Annotated in this window: 11 protein-coding genes and 1 pseudogene; 7 read left to right on the top strand and 5 right to left on the bottom strand. The window is 61.2% G+C overall.

Features of this window, described 5'->3' with window-relative positions:
- Positions 1 to 327: 327 nt before the first annotated feature.
- From AYM40_RS19885 to AYM40_RS19860, 6 genes are all read left to right on the top strand, one after another.
- The gene (locus tag AYM40_RS19885; RefSeq protein WP_063497677.1) at positions 328 to 1,122 is read left to right on the top strand and encodes a hypothetical protein; all 795 of its coding nucleotides are present in this window, start codon (positions 328 to 330) and stop codon (positions 1,120 to 1,122) included.
- A 49-nt stretch (positions 1,123 to 1,171) separates the two neighbouring features.
- On the top strand, positions 1,172 to 2,596 hold the full coding sequence (locus tag AYM40_RS19880) for a DUF1254 domain-containing protein (RefSeq protein ID WP_236720871.1): 1,425 nt from the start codon (positions 1,172 to 1,174) through the stop codon (positions 2,594 to 2,596).
- Positions 2,597 to 2,624: 28 nt separating this feature from the next.
- Complete coding sequence (locus tag AYM40_RS19875) at positions 2,625 to 4,112, top strand: DUF1254 domain-containing protein (protein ID WP_063497676.1); 1,488 nt, start codon at positions 2,625 to 2,627, stop codon at positions 4,110 to 4,112.
- A 95-nt stretch (positions 4,113 to 4,207) separates the two neighbouring features.
- A complete protein-coding gene (locus AYM40_RS19870; RefSeq protein WP_148662211.1) occupies positions 4,208 to 5,179 on the top strand; it encodes a SphA family protein in 972 nt (323 codons plus the stop codon).
- A 15-nt stretch (positions 5,180 to 5,194) separates the two neighbouring features.
- Positions 5,195 to 6,373: a BamA/TamA family outer membrane protein gene (locus AYM40_RS19865; RefSeq protein ID WP_236720870.1), complete on the top strand. Its 1,179-nt coding sequence runs from the start codon at positions 5,195 to 5,197 to the stop codon at positions 6,371 to 6,373.
- Positions 6,374 to 6,499: 126 nt separating this feature from the next.
- Positions 6,500 to 8,872 (top strand): hypothetical protein, encoded by a 2,373-nt coding sequence (locus tag AYM40_RS19860; RefSeq protein ID WP_063497675.1) that lies wholly within the window; start codon positions 6,500 to 6,502, stop codon positions 8,870 to 8,872.
- Positions 8,873 to 9,130: 258 nt separating this feature from the next.
- On the opposite strand, the pseudogene AYM40_RS19855 reads toward AYM40_RS19860, so the two are convergent.
- The 5 genes and pseudogenes from AYM40_RS19855 to AYM40_RS19835 all read right to left on the bottom strand — a co-directional run.
- Positions 9,131 to 9,313: pseudogene (locus AYM40_RS19855) on the bottom strand (IS5/IS1182 family transposase); the annotation flags it as partial.
- Positions 9,314 to 9,635: 322 nt separating this feature from the next.
- Positions 9,636 to 10,163 carry a methyltransferase domain-containing protein gene (locus tag AYM40_RS19850; RefSeq protein ID WP_063497673.1) on the bottom strand — a complete coding sequence of 176 codons (528 nt, stop codon included), beginning with the start codon at positions 10,161 to 10,163 and terminating at the stop codon, positions 9,636 to 9,638.
- 109 nt (positions 10,164 to 10,272) lie between these two features.
- Positions 10,273 to 11,103, bottom strand: coding sequence for a hypothetical protein (locus AYM40_RS19845; RefSeq protein WP_063497672.1), 831 nt, complete (start codon positions 11,101 to 11,103; stop codon positions 10,273 to 10,275).
- A 63-nt stretch (positions 11,104 to 11,166) separates the two neighbouring features.
- Positions 11,167 to 12,498, bottom strand: coding sequence for a glycosyltransferase (locus AYM40_RS19840; protein WP_063497671.1), 1,332 nt, complete (start codon positions 12,496 to 12,498; stop codon positions 11,167 to 11,169).
- Between the two features lie 222 nt (positions 12,499 to 12,720).
- Positions 12,721 to 15,078 (bottom strand): methyltransferase domain-containing protein, encoded by a 2,358-nt coding sequence (locus AYM40_RS19835; protein WP_158515293.1) that lies wholly within the window; start codon positions 15,076 to 15,078, stop codon positions 12,721 to 12,723.
- Here AYM40_RS19835 and AYM40_RS41430 point away from each other — a divergent pair.
- Positions 15,061 to 15,645, top strand: a complete 585-nt coding sequence (locus AYM40_RS41430) for a hypothetical protein (protein WP_158515292.1) — start codon at positions 15,061 to 15,063, stop codon at positions 15,643 to 15,645. The genes AYM40_RS19835 and AYM40_RS41430 overlap by 18 nt on opposite strands.
- Positions 15,646 to 15,717 lie beyond the last annotated feature (72 nt).

The raw sequence follows: 15,717 nt of genomic DNA, 5'->3' as shown, positions 1-15,717 counted from the left end.
ACAACAGTCCTTGGCTGTGCACTTTTTACTCCCGCATGCGTCGTTTTGTGCGGCGTCTCTTGAGTCTGAAAAGGAGCGTCCATGCAAGCCCTGTATCCGACCGTACCGTCTTTCCGGCTCGCTCGAGAGACTTAGCGCGATTTAATTGCGCGCCTCATCTGTTTTGCATATTTTCCCGGCTGCACATATGCCGCCGGGTGCGGTGGACTTACGCCCGCGATTAGTTTGACTTAATTCGAAAATACGAATGCCGTTTCTTTGGTTTTATTTGCGCCGGGCAAAGAAGTGTGTTCGCCAATAAGAAATGCCCATAGACGAGGTACGGGAATGGATTGGAAATGCATGGTTGGGGCGGCAGTGTTATACGCTGTCTCGGTGATGTGGTCGCCTGCGTTCGCTCAGGCATCAGCCGACGAAGCCAATAAAAGTAATAACCCACTCAACCTGGCAGCCTCATTCAATATCCAGAATTACTACACGCCCAGCGTGTTCGGCGCGAGCGCGCACACCAACGATCTGCTCTTGCGGCCCACCGTGCCGATCGGCCCGAATAGCCTGATCGGCGTGCCGGAAATTTTCCGCGCCACGGTGCCGGTCAGCACGCGTCCCGATCCAGGCGGCGGCTATAACACCGGTCTCGGCGACCTGAACCTGTTCGACATCTTCCTGCTCTCGCAGGGCGACGTGCAGATTGGCGTCGGCCCGCTAGTGACCATGCCGACCGCCACCGACCCGAGCCTCGGCACTGGCAAATGGCAGGCCGGTCTGGCTGCGGTCGCGGTGAGCGCAACCAAGGCGCGACTGCTGGGCGCCTTGGTGCAGTGGCAACACTCGTTCGCCGGGCAGAGCAGCCGTCCCACCACGCAATCGCTCACCGCGCAGCCGTTCGGCATCTTCAACCTGCCGGGTGGCTGGTACATCCGCTCGACTGGCACCTGGACTTTCGACCTGCAGCATGGCAGCTACTACATCCCGGTGGGTCTGGGCGCGGGCAAAGCGTGGAAAGGCGGCTCGACTATCTACAACGCGTTTATCGAACCGCAATACTCGGTAGCGCATTCCGGCGCCGGCGTGCCGAAGTTCACCATCTTCGCCGGGCTGAACATGACGTTCGGCAAGTAAGCGCAATAACTGAGCACAAAAACTGAACACAGAAACCGAAGGCTTAACCATGACCTTATTCAAACGTCTGCCTATCTGCGCAATCATCGCTGCCCTGTCACTGACCATGTTGCCGCACACGCAAGCCACCGCTCAAGCGAGCGCACCCAATGCGGCGACAGCGGCCGTCACTGCCTCGCCTGAAGAAGCGCGCGCGATCGCCAAAGACGCGTTCCTCTACGCCTATCCAATGCTGTTCGACTACAAGACGCTTTATGAGCAGGCGGTCGATTCCAGCTCGAAATCCTATGTGGGCGGCTTCGGCACATTCCGCAACTACTCTCATCCCTACGGCCCTGAGAACAAGGAAATCGTTACGCCGAACAACGACACGCCGTACTCGTGGGCGTGGCTCGATCTGCGTCGCGAACCGTGGGTGCTGAGCGTGCCTGCGGTACCGAAAGACCGCTACTACGTGTTCCAATGGATCGACCTGTTTACCTACAACTTCGCGTACGTCGGTTCGCGCACCACGGGCAACGGCGCCGGTCACTATCTGTTCGCCGGACCTAACTGGCACGGCGATACGCCCAAAGGCATCGACAAGGTGTTCCGCTCCGAGACGGACTTGATCCTGACACTCGGCCGCACGGCGCTCAACGGCGCGAGCGACGTCAAAAACGTCGAGGCGATCCAGAAGCAATACAAGCTTCAGCCGCTGTCCGCCTTCGAGCATACGGCTGCGCCGCCACCCGTCGCGAAGCCCGATTTTCCGAAGTGGGATGAAGCGAAGGCGACCTCGGTCGACTTCATCGCCTATCTGAACTTCCTGCTGCAGTTCGCGCAACCGTGCGCGCCGTCCGAGAAGGAATTGATGGAGCGCTTCGCGAAGATTGGCATCGCGCCGGGCGCGCCGTTCGATCCCGCCGCTTTGCCGCCGGAAACCCGCGCTGCGCTCGAAGCCGGTGTCGCCGACGGCAAAGCCGCGTTGGCCGATGCGGAAAAACGCACCACCAGGTCGTTCAACCTGTTCGGCAGCCGTGATGATCTGAAGGGCGACTACACCACGCGCGCCGTCGCGGCGGCGATGGGGATTTACGGCAACACCAAGGAAGAAGCGGTGTACGTGGGCACGCGCGTGAACGGCGAGCACCAGCAACTGCTCGGCTCTGAGCCCTACGTACTGCACTTCGACAAGAAGGACCTGCCGCCCGCGAAGTTCTTCTGGTCGATGACGCTGTATGACCTGCCCGCGCGTCATCTGGTCGCGAATCCGATCAGCCGCTACTCGATCGGTGATCGCACCAAAGGCCTGAAGTACGGCGCTGACGGCTCGCTGGATATCTACGTGCAGAAAACGTCGCCGGGTGCGGACAAGGTGTCGAACTGGCTGCCGGCGCCCACCGGTGCTTACACCCTCATCATGCGGATCTATGGCCCGGATGAGGCCGTGCTCGACGGCGCCTGGAAATTCCCCGTGCCGCAAAAGCGCTAAGCCGCGCACGGACGAACGGGACAACAACATGAATAAGAAAACAGCGACATGGGTCACGGTAGCGGTACTGGCATCGGTCGGCGCCCCCATTCTGGCGAAGACGCAGCAGGACCCGCCGGCCCATGCGACGGCGTCCACGACGACCGTATCGGGCCCGGTGGCCGGCTACGTAGTCGCTGAAGAATACGCACGGCTGGTGGCGCGCCAGACCTACTTCTGGGCGTGGCCAATGGTGAACGTCTATGGCCGCCTGCTGGCGATGAAGCAGGTGCCGCAGCCGGGGCTGAACGGCGGCATCGTGCCGGTCGCGCCGCCCAATCACCTCTCGATGCTGCGCGACTACATTCAGCCGCAGGAGCGATTTGTCGCGTGTCCGAACCAGGACGTGGTCTACGGCTCCGCGATCCTCGATCTGAATCAGACGCCGGTGGTCGTGCAGGTGCCCGATTTCGGCAAACGCTTCTGGGTCTATCAGGCCGTCGATCTGCGTACCGACGGTTTCGCGAGTCTCGGCAAGATGTACGGCACGCGTCCGGGCTTCTATCTGTTGGCGGGTCCCGACTGGCACGGCCAGGTGCCGAAGGGCATCCGCCAGGTGTTCCGTTCGTCGACCGGGGGCGGCAGTTTCATTCCGCGCGTTTTCATGGACGACACGCCTGAAGATCGCGTGGCCGTGCAGTCGGTGATTGCGAAGGTTGGCCTGTATCCGCTCGCCGAGTACGACGGCAAGGTCAAGGAGACCGACTGGTCGAAGTTGCCGAGCTTCGGTCTGGCCGGTGGTGCCGCGGGCGGCAGCGCCGAAGAGATCAAGTGGGTCGACCCGAACCGCTTCTGGGATCTGCTGCCCACGGTGCTCGACGAGACGCCGCCGCAAAGCGGTGAAGAAGCCCTCTACGCGCAGGCGCGCGCGCTGATCGCGGCGGCGCAGAAAGATCCGGCGATCAAGGCCGCTATTGTCGACGAAGGGGCCAAGGCCGAGACGGATCTGGTCACGCCGCTGTTCAACTTCAACACCTTTGGCAAGCGGCTGCCGGCCAACTGGAACACCATCAGCAACGGCGCCGCGTTCGGCACGGACTACTTCACGCGGACGGCGGTGGCGAAGTCGAACATCTTCGTCAACAAGCCGAATGAGACCAAGTATTTCTACGCCGATGCTGACGCATCCGGTCAGCGCCTCGACGGCAACGCGCACTATGCGGTGACGTTTGCCAAAGATAGTCTGCCGCCTGTCAAAGGGTTCTGGTCGCTGACGCTGTACAACTCGCATCACTTCTTTTCGCCGAATGCGCAGCGCCGCTATTCGCTCGGTACCAAGAACAAGGACCTGAAGTTCAATGCCGACGGCTCGTTGACGCTCTACGTGCAGAACACCAGCCCCGGCGACGACAAGCTCGCCAACTGGCTGCCGGCGCCGGCCAACGAGACTTTCTCGCTGTATGTACGCGCCTATTGGCCGCAGCAGGCGGCGCTCGACGGCAGCTGGACGCCGCCGCCGGTTGTGCGCCAACCGTGAGAAACACGCCGTTGTGATGCGGCTTGCCGCCGCAACTCGTCAACAACTGCTTCCGCAGAGTGAGAATGCGAAAGACCAATTTCATGAGGATGACTATGAGTCGCCCAAACCGTTTGTCCGCAAGCCGGTCGCTCGCCAGGTTGTGCACGGGTGCGCTTCTTACCACCGCCGGTGTGGGTCTCTCGCCGCAAGGGTGGGCCACGGAGACCGGCATCGGCAGGCCGATCACCGGCATGCAGATTTCGCCGTATGCAGGCGTGGTGCCGCCCACCAGCGACTGGATCGTGTCGGCCAATACGATTTATTACGAAGGCTCGCTCGGTGCGAGCAAGACGATCCCGATCGCCGGGACTGTCACTGCCGGGCTCGACTATTCGATCGTGTACACGCTCGTCAACGCGGTCAAGACCTGGGGCATTACCGCGGGCGGCTGGAACTTCGCGTCTTCGTTCGGCGTACCGATCCAGTACACCGACGTGTCGTCGTTTCATAGCCGCTTGCCGAACGATCATGGCACACAGTTCGCCGACCTCTTCTTCACGCCGGTGGTGGCCGGCTATCACCTGACCAGAACTGACCATATCGCGTTGAGCCTGCAGATTTATGCACCGACCGGCGCATACACCTCGAGCCGCCTCGCCAATGCCGGGCAGAACACGTGGACCTTCACGCCGACGGTCTCGTACACGAAACTGTTCCCGAAAGAAGAGATCGAGTTGTCGCTGAACTACGGCGTCGAGTTCTACACGCCGAACAACGACACCCACTACCACAACGCACCGGTCAGCGTGCTCGACCTGCTCGCGCTCAAGCGCTTTGGCGGCGGTTGGGGCGTGGGCGTGGTGGGCGGCTATATCCAGCAGATCGGTCATGACAGCGGCGGGCTGGCCGATGCCACCGGTGGCAATCAGGGGCATTCGGTGGGTATCGGGCCGATGGTCACATGGTCGGGCAAGGTTGAGAAAACGCCGGTGTCGGCATCGCTGCGTTGGGTCAACGAGTTCAACGTCAGCAACCGGCCGAAGGGGAATGCCGTGGAGCTGTCGGTGAGTGCGACTTTCCAGTAACGGAGCACGCCCCCGTTGATCTGCCTTTTCCTGTATGCGCCGTTTCCGTTGGCGAGGCCTGACAGCGACGCGCGCGTGCCAAGCGGCCGCGCGCTGCGTGCCTCGGTTGCGGCCGTGGCGCTGATGTTTTTGTCGATCCACGGTCATGCCGAGTCGAAATTCACCGATCCCGAAGACGGTGCGTTCGACCTGAGCAATTTTCTGCTGACGCATCGCGGCGTCTTGCCGGTGCCGACGCTGATCACCGAGCCGGCGGTCGGTTATGGCTTGGGCCTCGGTCTGCTTTATTTTTCAATGCCGAAGAAAAGCACCGACGCGCCGGACGATTCGAAGACGCCGCCGAACATCACCGGCTTCGGCGGCTTCGTGACCGGCACGCATAGCTGGGGCGCGGGGCTGATGCACTTCCACACATGGGACGACGACCACATCCGCTATCTCGGCGTAATCGGCAAGGTGGGGCTGCATCTGAATTACTACGGCATCCAGAATCAGTCACGCGCGTACCAGCTCGACGGTATCGCACTCGTGCAACAGATCCTGTTCAGGGTCGGCAATAGTCACTGGTATGTCGGTCCACGCTATACCTTCTTCGACGCGAGCACGCGCTTCGATTCGGCCATTCCGGCAGGGATCCGTCAGTTCGAGCGGGACCAACGCGTCGCCAAGGGCGGCGTGGTGGCCGACTTCGACACACGCGACAACATGTTCTATCCGTCGAGCGGCACCTATGCGGAACTCGAAGCGGACCTCGCGCGCGGCGGCCTCGGCAGTTCCACCAACTTTCAGGAACAGACAGGGCGTGCCTACCAGTGGATTCCGCTGTCGAAGCGCTGGGTGCTCGGCCTGCGTGCCGACACCGGCTTTTCGCAGGGAAACATTCCGTTTTTTGCGCAGCCGTATGTGTCGCTGCGCGGCGTGTCCGATGCGAAGTTCCAGGACAGCAACCAGCTTACCGCCGAAGCCGAAATCCGCTGGAACGTCACGCCGCGCTGGTCGCTGCTCGGTTTCGGCGGCGTCGGCAAAGCCTATGGACATCTGCATTCGTTTTCGGATGCGCCGACCGCCTTCGGTTTCGGTACCGGCTTTCGTTATCTGATTGCCTGCAAGCTCGGCGTGACGATGGGGCTCGATGTCGCGCATGGGCCAGGGCAGAACGCTTTCTATGTGCAGGTGGGCAGCGCCTGGCGGTGACGAGAGTCAATCAGTTCAGTCGAGTTCGCTAAAGGGCGCGGCAACCGGTTGCATGCACGGTGCGAGCGCCGGCCGCCATCTACCTGTTTCCGCATACCGATGTCCATGTTGAAGGAATCAAGCGCCATGAAAACCACGATGAAGCGATCCTTGTTGTTGCTGGCCGGCGTCTGCACGTCACTGGCGGTGACGCTCGCCACGCCCGCGCAGGCGCTCGCCGCCGCCGCGGTGCAGCCCGCATTGCAGCCACTGCCGACGGCCTGGCCGCGCGACTTCGATAGCGCGCAGCAGCGCATCGAGCTGTATCAGCCGCAGGTGGAAGTGTGGCAAGGCAACCGGATCGAAGGACGCGCAGCTTTCGCGGTGGGGGCGAAGAACACCACTCCGAACTACGGCGTCGCCCACTTCACGGCGCGTGCTGACGTCGACAAGGCGAGTTCGACTGTACAACTGCTCGACATCGTGATCGACCAGGTCGACATGCCGGCTACGCCGTCCGCTGCCGCCGGCGTCAAAACAGCCTTGCAGGCACGGATTCCGAAAGACGGCCTGACCACGTCGCTCGAACAACTGCAGGCCAGTTATGCCAGCACTCACCAAGGCAGCGAACCCGGCCTCGCGGTGCAGAACAACGTGCCTCACATCCTTTTTGCCGAACGCCCCACGCTGCTCGTGCTGGTTGATGGCGACGCGAACTGGCGTGCGCTTGGCGACGCGCACTATCAACGCCTGATCAACACGCGGGCGATGCTGCTCAAGGACGGCAGCGGCACGCTGCATCTGAACGCGGCGGGCTACTGGTACGAGGCGACGACGCTTGACGGTCCGTGGCATCTGAACGCAGCCCCGCCGCGTGAGCTGGTCGCCGCGGCGAACAAAGCGCAAACCAATCTGAAAGCGGATCCGATGTTGCCCGCCGACAGTAAGAAGCCGGCGCAGGCTCCGGACGTGATCGTCGCCGCGCAACCGGCCGAACTGGTGGTGACGAACGGCAAGCCCGCGCTGCAACCGGTGAAGGGGGTGAACCTGCTTTCCGTCGCCAACGCGGACCACGCGCTGTTCGTCGAACCGCGCGACAACCATTACTATCTGCTGCTGTCGGGCCGGTGGTTCACTGCAGCCGGCCTGAACGGACCCTGGACCTTTGTCGACGGCAAGAGCCTGCCCGCCGACTTCGCGAAGATCGCCACCGACGACCCGCATGCGAACGCGCTCGTCTCCGTGCCCGGCACGCCGCAGGCGAAGGAGGCGGCGATCGCCGCCGCCATCCCGCAGACGGCGACTGTGTCGCGCAAGTCCACTACATTGAAGGTGGTCTACGACGGCGCGCCGAAGTTCGTCGGCATCGCGGGCACGTCGCTGTCTTATGCGGTGAACACGGCGACGCCGGTGATCCGGACCGGGCCTGCGCAATTCTTCGCGGTCGCCAACGGGATCTGGTTCACTGCGAACGCGACGAGTGGCCCATGGCATGTCGCCGATACCGTGCCGGCCGCGATCTATACGATTCCGGCGGCGTCGCCCGTGCATTACGTGACGTACGTTCACGTTTATGCGGCGACGCCGGATACGGTGGTGGTCGGCTATACGCCGGGCTACATGGGCGTGGTTGTCAATGCGGACGGCACCGTCGTGTACGGCACTGGCTATGTCTACGCGCCGTATGTCGGAGATGTCTACTACGGCTACCCGGCCACCTATGGCTACGGCGCGGGCTTCGCGCTCGGCACGACGGTGGGCTTCGCCTTCGGCTTTGCAATCGGCGCCACGTGGGGCGCGCCATCGCCATACTGGGGACCGTATTGGGGTGGCGGCCCGGCGAGCTGGCAGTACGCAAACGTCAATCAGGCGAATATTTACGGCCGCTGGGGAGGGCAGGCCACCGTGACCCACGCGAGCGGCTGGAACGGCTGGACCGGCAACAGTTGGGCGGGCACGGCGGCATCCGGTTTCAATCCGTACACCGGCGGTCACTTCCAGGCGAGCCGCGGGGCCGTCGAGAATGCGTACAACGGCAACTTCGCGGCCGGGCGGCAAGGCTCGTTCAGCAATCCGTCGACGGGACGCAGCGGGGCGGCGCGCGGCGGCGTGGTCGGCAATGAAGGCACGGGCGACTATGCGGCGGGCAGGCAGCGCGCCGGCTACAACGCGCAGACCGGGCGTTATGGTGCGGCTGAAGCGGGCGTGACCGGGAACGCGTATTCAGGCGATCACCAGGCGGGCACGAAAGGCATCGTGGGTAACAAGGACACGGGGCGCGCTGTCGCGTGGAATAACGGCAATGTCTATGCGGGCAGCGACGGCAACGTCTACCGGCATGATCAGGGCGGCGGCTGGGAGCAGCACGGCGCCAACGGCTGGCAGCCGGTTCAGCCGAATGCCAGTCAGACCCAGCGGCTCGACTCGCTCAAGCAAGGGCATGATCTTGGGAATGCGCGGGCGAGTGGGCAGTTTCAGCCGGGGCGGTTTGGGGGTGGGAGCGGGCGGTTTAGGCGGTGAGGAGGTGTTGGCGCAGCCGTAGTGCAAACTTCTCGGCTGCGCAGCCGCTTCGCTCACGCCCGTCGCGTGAGCGTCGCTCGAACAAGGGAGCAAACGACCTTTCGATCGAAGCCCACGACATCTTCGTTGCCAACACGGCAAGCGAGTGAAGCAGCGCAGACGGACGCCAGGCTGGTTGCGCCGCTCTTCGTCGATCTTCCAGGGAACCGTGGTCATCTCCGCGGACGCGTAGTGGACCATCCACTGCGACGAGATTTAACGCCCTTGCGCTACGCGCAGTATCGAGCGCACGTCGCTCAACATCGCTTCGAAGCATCCGGCCTCCAGCCAGCGTTGCGTCTGCTGGTACACCGCTTCCTTATTCATCGACATCAGATAAGGAACAACGAAGCTCCGTTCTTCGTCCGACATGTCATTCGGGCATGGCTTGCGTTTCGTCATCCCGCCAGGATAGACCATCACACGAAAAGTGCATAACAGGCTCTAACTATGAGCAAGGGGCCTGAGCGAGAGCCCCAACATCACGAATGACCGTTGGTTTGCGATGGGGTACGGAACCAGCTCGAAGGTGATCAGATCCGTGGCTTGAAGACCGCGCCGGACTAAAACTGGGGGTACGTCAACCTCGGCGAAGATGTGTCCGTCTAGCCCTGTCGGGATGGCGCGAAGAGAGGTTAGGGGTTCCTAAGCGTAGCCGAGCCAGTCGCGACTACGCTTGCAATGATAGCTTCGCTTCAAGCTTCATCCGCCGAAGCAGCGACAATCAAGCGCCACTGTTGAAAGCTTGGTACTGCAGCTTCTCTTCGGCAGTAGTGGCGCGTTTTCTCAGCTTGACGTGCAGGGTGTCCACCGCGCGCGGATAACGGGCGACCTTGGTGATGTCCTTGTACTGCTGCATCAACTCGGTGCCGTATTCGGTAATGTTATAGATTTGCTCAATCAGGTCGAACCGATGATCGGTCCAGCCGACGTACCAGCACCAATCCGTGTAATAAAGCCAGCTTCGCTCATTAAACGCGCGAACATGGGTGGGATCTTGCCACGCGCCGTACGATAAATCATGAGGGACCATTACTTCGAGTATTCCCCCAACCTCGAGGAGTTCGATGCAATTGGTCATTGCAGTGATCAGATCCTGAATGTGCTCGAGCACGTTGTCCGACAGGATATAGTCAAAGTGATTACGCTGAATTGATACCTCCCCAAACCTGCTGGTAAGAAGCGGTGTATCGAATGGGAAGGGATGGTTAAAATCGAAGGTCCGGTCCGCGCTCGGGCAGGACGTCGACATTGAACATGTCCTCCTTTCAGCTCTTTCCAGATCCGAAATTCAGCTTCTTGGGTAGTGACAGCATGGTTTCCATGCATTCCTCTTCATCATTTATAAACCGCGATCTGTCTTACGACAAAGCCGCGCGAAGATACTCAGCCACGGGGCGCGACCGCATAAGTTCGAAGCCGCAACGGGAAAGGCGCGCGAGCTCATCTGGCGATTCGATCAGTTCTTGGGCACGCCGGGGAAGTTCGTCGTAGTCGCAAAAGGCGATCGCTTGCGCAAGGGCATCGTCTTCGGCTGCGTCCGAGCTGCGCTCGCTTAGTACCGCACAGTGGTTCGCCAATAGGTAGGAGATGCGCACCATCTCCAGCACCTTCGCCTCATAATAGTGAATATTGATGAGGAGCCTTGCGCGACTCACAAGAGCGTCGCGCTGTTGTCCGTAAATGCCAAAGACCGCTTCTACTTTAAGCCCGCGGGATCGCATCAGGTCGATGACGTGCTGCCGCCTGGGGCACATCGAGCCAATGAACAGCACGTCGATGTCCGGCTCGTTCGGCCGTCCGATTCGAGTAAGCTCGCTGGCGTAACCAATAGGCAAAATCCTGGCGACGCCGACACCTAGACTGGCTAGCGCGTTCGCATTCGTGGGACTATAGTCCCACAGCGTATGGCGCCGATAAATTTCAATCAGCGCCGGAGATATCCAGGACGAACCGCACTGAATCTGTTCAAGGTTGTAGAGAATGGCGTCGGGCGCAAGCGGTAGCACGTAATGCGGCAGAAGATTCGCTCCCAGCACGATGTGCTGCCTGCCAGGTAACTGTCCCTCGCTCGTCAAGACGCTATCGTGACCGAGCAGCAATAAGCCGTAGTGCAGGCTTTCAGCAATTTCGAAGAACGCCGAGGAGTGGATGTATCCAGGCGGCGAAATCACGGTCACGGCGAATTTCATTCAGAAGCTCAATGTCGGGGTAAGGAGGGGCGGTTTCAAAGGTGAAGCGCTACGCGTACCCAATCAAGGAACATTACCCATCAGCCGATAAGCGAGTCGGCGCTCCTCGGGATTGCGTGATTTAAGCCATGCGAGCGTTGCCTGGCTGTCGATATTGGGTTTGGCACCAGGTGGAGGTGTCTCGCCGAGCGCGGCATAGGGTGCTTGCCACATGCATAGATAATTGACAGATATCTGCTCATTCACTGCGGGTTGCAAGCCGCGCTCGCGGAGCGCCAGATAGAAAAATCGGTCTGCCGCCACCGACAACGCCTTAGGCATGAGTCCAAAGTGCTGCAACATCGGATATGCCGCTGGAAAGAAGAAAAAGCAGTTGGGGTCGACGTGCTCGTCTATCGATTCACGCCATGCGATCAGCACCGAGCCGTCCGGACGGCATAAATTGCGGCGGGCAATCACGTAATCAGTGCGGCCTTGCTTCAAGGCCGATTGGTATGTCTCAACGCAGCTTGCAACATGCCTGGGTTCGAGCCAGTTACTGGCGTCGAGGAAGCCGATGCCCTCATATCCTTCCGAACTGGCCAGCATCGCCCCCATCGCGCGCGGCGTATGGCCATGGTCGCCGTGGGCGCGATCGAGCCGCAGGTGTCTGACACCGGTTGCGTCTATCCAGTCCTGCGGATGCCCGTCGGCAACCAGGATGTGCTCGACCGGCACGGTCTGTTCGCGCACGCTTCGAATGCAGCGCTCCAGTACCTCGCGCGATTCCTGATGGTAAGGCGTGACAATCGCATAGCGCGGCTGCGGGTGGCGCGCCGCATTAGCACTTTGACTATCAACCACGCTGGTTGACGGTGTCGGCACGACATCGGCGGCAACGGGGCTCGGCTGGGACAAGTCGACGATCGCTTTGAACGCCCGCGAGGCTTCCTCGGCTAGATCGCCACGTTGGAGTAATAACGCGGCCTTGAAAAGGAAGTGGATATCGCGAGAGATTTGCACCTGGCGCCGGGCAAATTCGACGCCCTCCGAGAAGCGCTGGACATCGAAATACATCGAGATCAGCGCATTGAGAATGTCCTCGCTCTCGGGCAGTTCTTTGAGCGCGTTTTGCAGGCATGCCACTGCGGCATCGATGCGACCTTCTCCCGCGAGCAGCATGCCCGCTTTCTGCCAGTTGTGCGCACCTGCACTAGCTTGCGCCGCCGCCTTGAAGGCCTCGATCGCCTCACTCACACGACCGAGCTCACGCAGCGCTTCAGCCTTCAGATTCAAGAGCGCGTGATGTCCCGGCTGTTTGTCCAGCCATCGGTTGATTGAGGGCAGGGCTTTTTGGGCCTGCCCGTGATTGACCTGTTCAAGTAGCTCCGCCAGACGCGCTGCTCGGATTGTCATATGCTCGATTGCTTGCGAAGAGGTTTGACATCGGCGCTCGACCTGATTGTCCTACGAGCGTGCGTGAATCATGAGAACGTATGGCACGCCTCCTGCAAACTATTGTATTGCGCGTGCAGCGGTCTAAATGGCCGAATAAAGCCGCAAACCCGTGCCAGTTTGAGCGCTGTCGCATGCACTGTGCACCGGGCCGGCACGGCGGCCGGCCGGCGGATCTTCGGCTCAGAGCGCCGCTTTGCGAATCGCGTACAGTTCCATCTCGGCCTTGTGTCGGTTCGACAGCGCGAAATGAGCCAGCTCGAAACCGCAGGTATCGAGGAGCGCAAGTATCTGGTCGCGCCGGAAATGATGGTAGAGGGTGAGGTCCGTCCAATAGGGATTGGTGCGCGTTTGATCCATCATCCTCCAGCGGGAACTGCTCGCGTCCGGGACGCTAAGCACCAGGACGCCTCCAGGGCGCAGGATGTCCGCGGCTTTGCTTAAGGCCGCTCGAGGGTCGGGGGTGCACTGCAGCACGCCTGACATCGAGAGCACGTCGGGTGTCAGGTCGAACTTTAGTCCCATGAAGTCGTAAGGCTTGGCATTGAGGCCAAGCGGTGCGAGGCGGTTGATCGTTTCGCTTGAAGCGTCCAGACCAATGACGGCAAAGCCGTAGTCTGCCGCCGTCGTCATGAGCGAACCATCGCCGCATTTCAGGTCAACCCAGATTGGCGGATTGTCGGGCTTCATGGTTTCCCGATAACCGCCCAACAGATTCACCACCCGATCGACCACAGGCGTCCATGCCATCCGCTGCGTTTCATAGCGATCGGCTGCATCCGTGGCCGAGTCCAGGCGACCACGCTGAGAAAGTTCGGCCTGACCGGCCGGGGTCCAATAGTGGCGGCTATGCAGGTGCCCACATGACGAGCATTGCATCCACTCAAGCGTTTTCGGCAAGGGCGCGTGCCATAGCGGGTGCGCGCTGCAATCGGCAAAGTGTACGGTCTTGCTTGAGCCATCGCAGACGGGGCAGGCGGGGTACGTCGTTTGCAGAAAAGCCGCCGACGCATTGAGCTGGCCGGCTTCGGCGCCCTGGACGTTGGCCACGCGGCAGTCGGGTACTTCGATTGGGCCGGACATGCGGCCCGCGCGCTGCGCCTGGACCATCATCTCGATGGCCGTTTCGAAGTTGCGGGCAAAGCGTACGGTGTCGAACAAGGGTGAGTTCTGCCGGTTCAGCGAGACGCGCTGGCGCAGCGCAATCCGGTACTCGGCGTCGGTGCCGATCCTGGTGGCGATGCGAACCATATCGCTATGATCGGCGCCCACCAGTTCCGGGAGATCGATCGCATTGAGCAAGCTTTCGCTAACGCGTGAAGCGAAGTGCGTGCCCTTGGCCGTGACGACCGGTACGCCGGCCCACAATGCGTCGGATGTCGTCGTATGCCCGTTACACACTAGCGTGTCCAGTACGGCGTCGGCGAGCTGCAGCCGGGCGAGATGCGCCTCGGGCATCGCGAACGGCGCGAAGATCAGGCGCGCCTCCTCGATGCCGGCGAGGCGTGCCTCGCGCGAGAGATTCGCATTGGCTGCCTCGCTATTGCCGAGCACCCAGAGCACGCTATTGGGCACCGCCTGCAATACCCTGAGCCAGACGGCGAAACTTCCGCGATCGATCTTATACGCCTGGTTGAAGGCGCCAAACACCAGTTTGTGCTCCGGGAGCCCATGCGCCGTACGCGTGCCGGGGTCGGTCGCAACCGCGCGCTTACGGTCGTTGCACTGATAGGAATGCGGCAAACGGCAGAATTTTTCCGTGTAATACGGAGCGCTGCTGTCCGGCGTCACGAAGCGGTCGGAGACGATGTAATCGATGTCCGGCGTGGCCGTGCTGCCGGGAAAGCCGAGGTAGGCCACTTGGAGCGGCGCCGGCCGGTAGGCCATGATGGTCCCGCGCCCTCCGCCGGTATAGCCTTTCAGATCGAACAGGATATCGAGTTGATCTTCGGCAATGCGTGCGGCGGCCTGCTTGTCGGTCAATGAGTGGATTTCGACATGATGCTCGACGGCATTGAGGAAACGTTGCCGGTAGACTGAGATTTCGGGGCGGCTGTAGTCGTATGCGAATATTTCGAAGCATGCGCGGTCATGGCACTCAAGCAGACCGGCCATCAGATGCATGGTCGCGTGATTACGGAAATCGGACGACAGATACCCGACCCGGATGCGCTGGCCCAATGCGCCTCGTGCGGTGTTGTGCCTGAGGGGTTCGACCACGGGCTGCGTACGCTCGACAAAGGCGCGCGTGACCCCGATATTGCGCGCCTCGTCGGCACACCACGTGATGTGCGTCAGCGGAAATTCCCGCGGGGCGGAAAATTTCTCCAAGGCATACCAATCGTTGATTTTTTGCTGCAGCGACTCGATCCAGTCCCAGTTGCACGTAAAGCGTGCCGGCACCAGAGCGGCGCCTAGCAGCGTCGGGTCGTCGGACCCTGTGTCGATAATCCTTTTAAAGGCGTTCGCCGCTTCTTCGTAAGCGCCGTTGTTCTGAAGCGTTAAAGCCGCGTTGGAAAGGAATTGGCTATTTTTGCTCAACGCAAGTTGCCGCCGGGAAAATTCCATGCCCTCCTGGCCGCGCTCGGCATTGAAAAGGGTTGTAATCAGCCGGTCCAACACTTCATCATCTTCAGGGGCCTCTTCATGGGCCTTGAGCAAGCAGGTAAGCGCCTCATCCGTTTTGCGCTCGTCCGCCAGCATGGCGCCGGCCAGCAACCAGGTGCGGGCGCCGGCACCGGATTGCCCCGCCTTGATGTATGCCTCTATGGCTTGCCCGACATGACCTGTCAGGCGCAAAGCCTCGGCCCGGAGCCCAAGCAAGCCGGGGTGCCCGGGTTCCGCCTGCAGCAGCAGATCGAGCTGGGGCAGGACTACTTCCGCTTGACCGTTGTTGAGCTGCTCAAGGAAGCCTATCAGGCGTGCCGCATCATTATTCATACGATTGATGATTCAAAGAGATCGCTGCCACATCGTGCCGTCCAATTGGGGCAGTGCTGCCGGCGAAGCATCATGCCCGCTCGCAAAATGGGCGGCTGCGGTAAGTGGATGGCCCAAGCCTTTCAGCGGGAGATTATCCGGCACATCGAGCGCCGACAACAGGGATGACTGATCTGGCGAAGATGAAGCCTGCTTGGGTAAAAAGGGGCGCTTGAACGCGCGACCGCCTTCAGAGCGCAC

It is taken from the genome of Paraburkholderia phytofirmans OLGA172 (assembly GCF_001634365.1).
In the GTDB taxonomy this organism is placed as follows: Bacteria; Pseudomonadota; Gammaproteobacteria; order Burkholderiales; family Burkholderiaceae; genus Paraburkholderia.
The sequence above is the reverse complement of the archived record's forward strand: the minus strand, read 5'-3'. Positions and strand labels throughout refer to the sequence as shown.

Excerpts from the sequence above, each read along its gene's own strand:
- AYM40_RS19885 (WP_063497677.1), top strand. The coding sequence starts at position 328 with ATGGATTGGAAATGCATGGTTGGGGCGGCAGTGTTATACGCTGTCTCG.
- AYM40_RS19880 (WP_236720871.1), top strand. The coding sequence starts at position 1,172 with ATGACCTTATTCAAACGTCTGCCTATCTGCGCAATCATCGCTGCCCTG.
- AYM40_RS19875 (WP_063497676.1), top strand. The coding sequence starts at position 2,625 with ATGAATAAGAAAACAGCGACATGGGTCACGGTAGCGGTACTGGCATCG.
- AYM40_RS19870 (WP_148662211.1), top strand. The coding sequence starts at position 4,208 with ATGAGTCGCCCAAACCGTTTGTCCGCAAGCCGGTCGCTCGCCAGGTTG.
- AYM40_RS19860 (WP_063497675.1), top strand. The coding sequence starts at position 6,500 with ATGAAAACCACGATGAAGCGATCCTTGTTGTTGCTGGCCGGCGTCTGC.
- AYM40_RS19850 (WP_063497673.1), bottom strand. The coding sequence starts at position 10,163 with ATGTCGACGTCCTGCCCGAGCGCGGACCGGACCTTCGATTTTAACCAT.
- AYM40_RS19845 (WP_063497672.1), bottom strand. The coding sequence starts at position 11,103 with ATGAAATTCGCCGTGACCGTGATTTCGCCGCCTGGATACATCCACTCC.
- AYM40_RS19840 (WP_063497671.1), bottom strand. The coding sequence starts at position 12,498 with ATGACAATCCGAGCAGCGCGTCTGGCGGAGCTACTTGAACAGGTCAAT.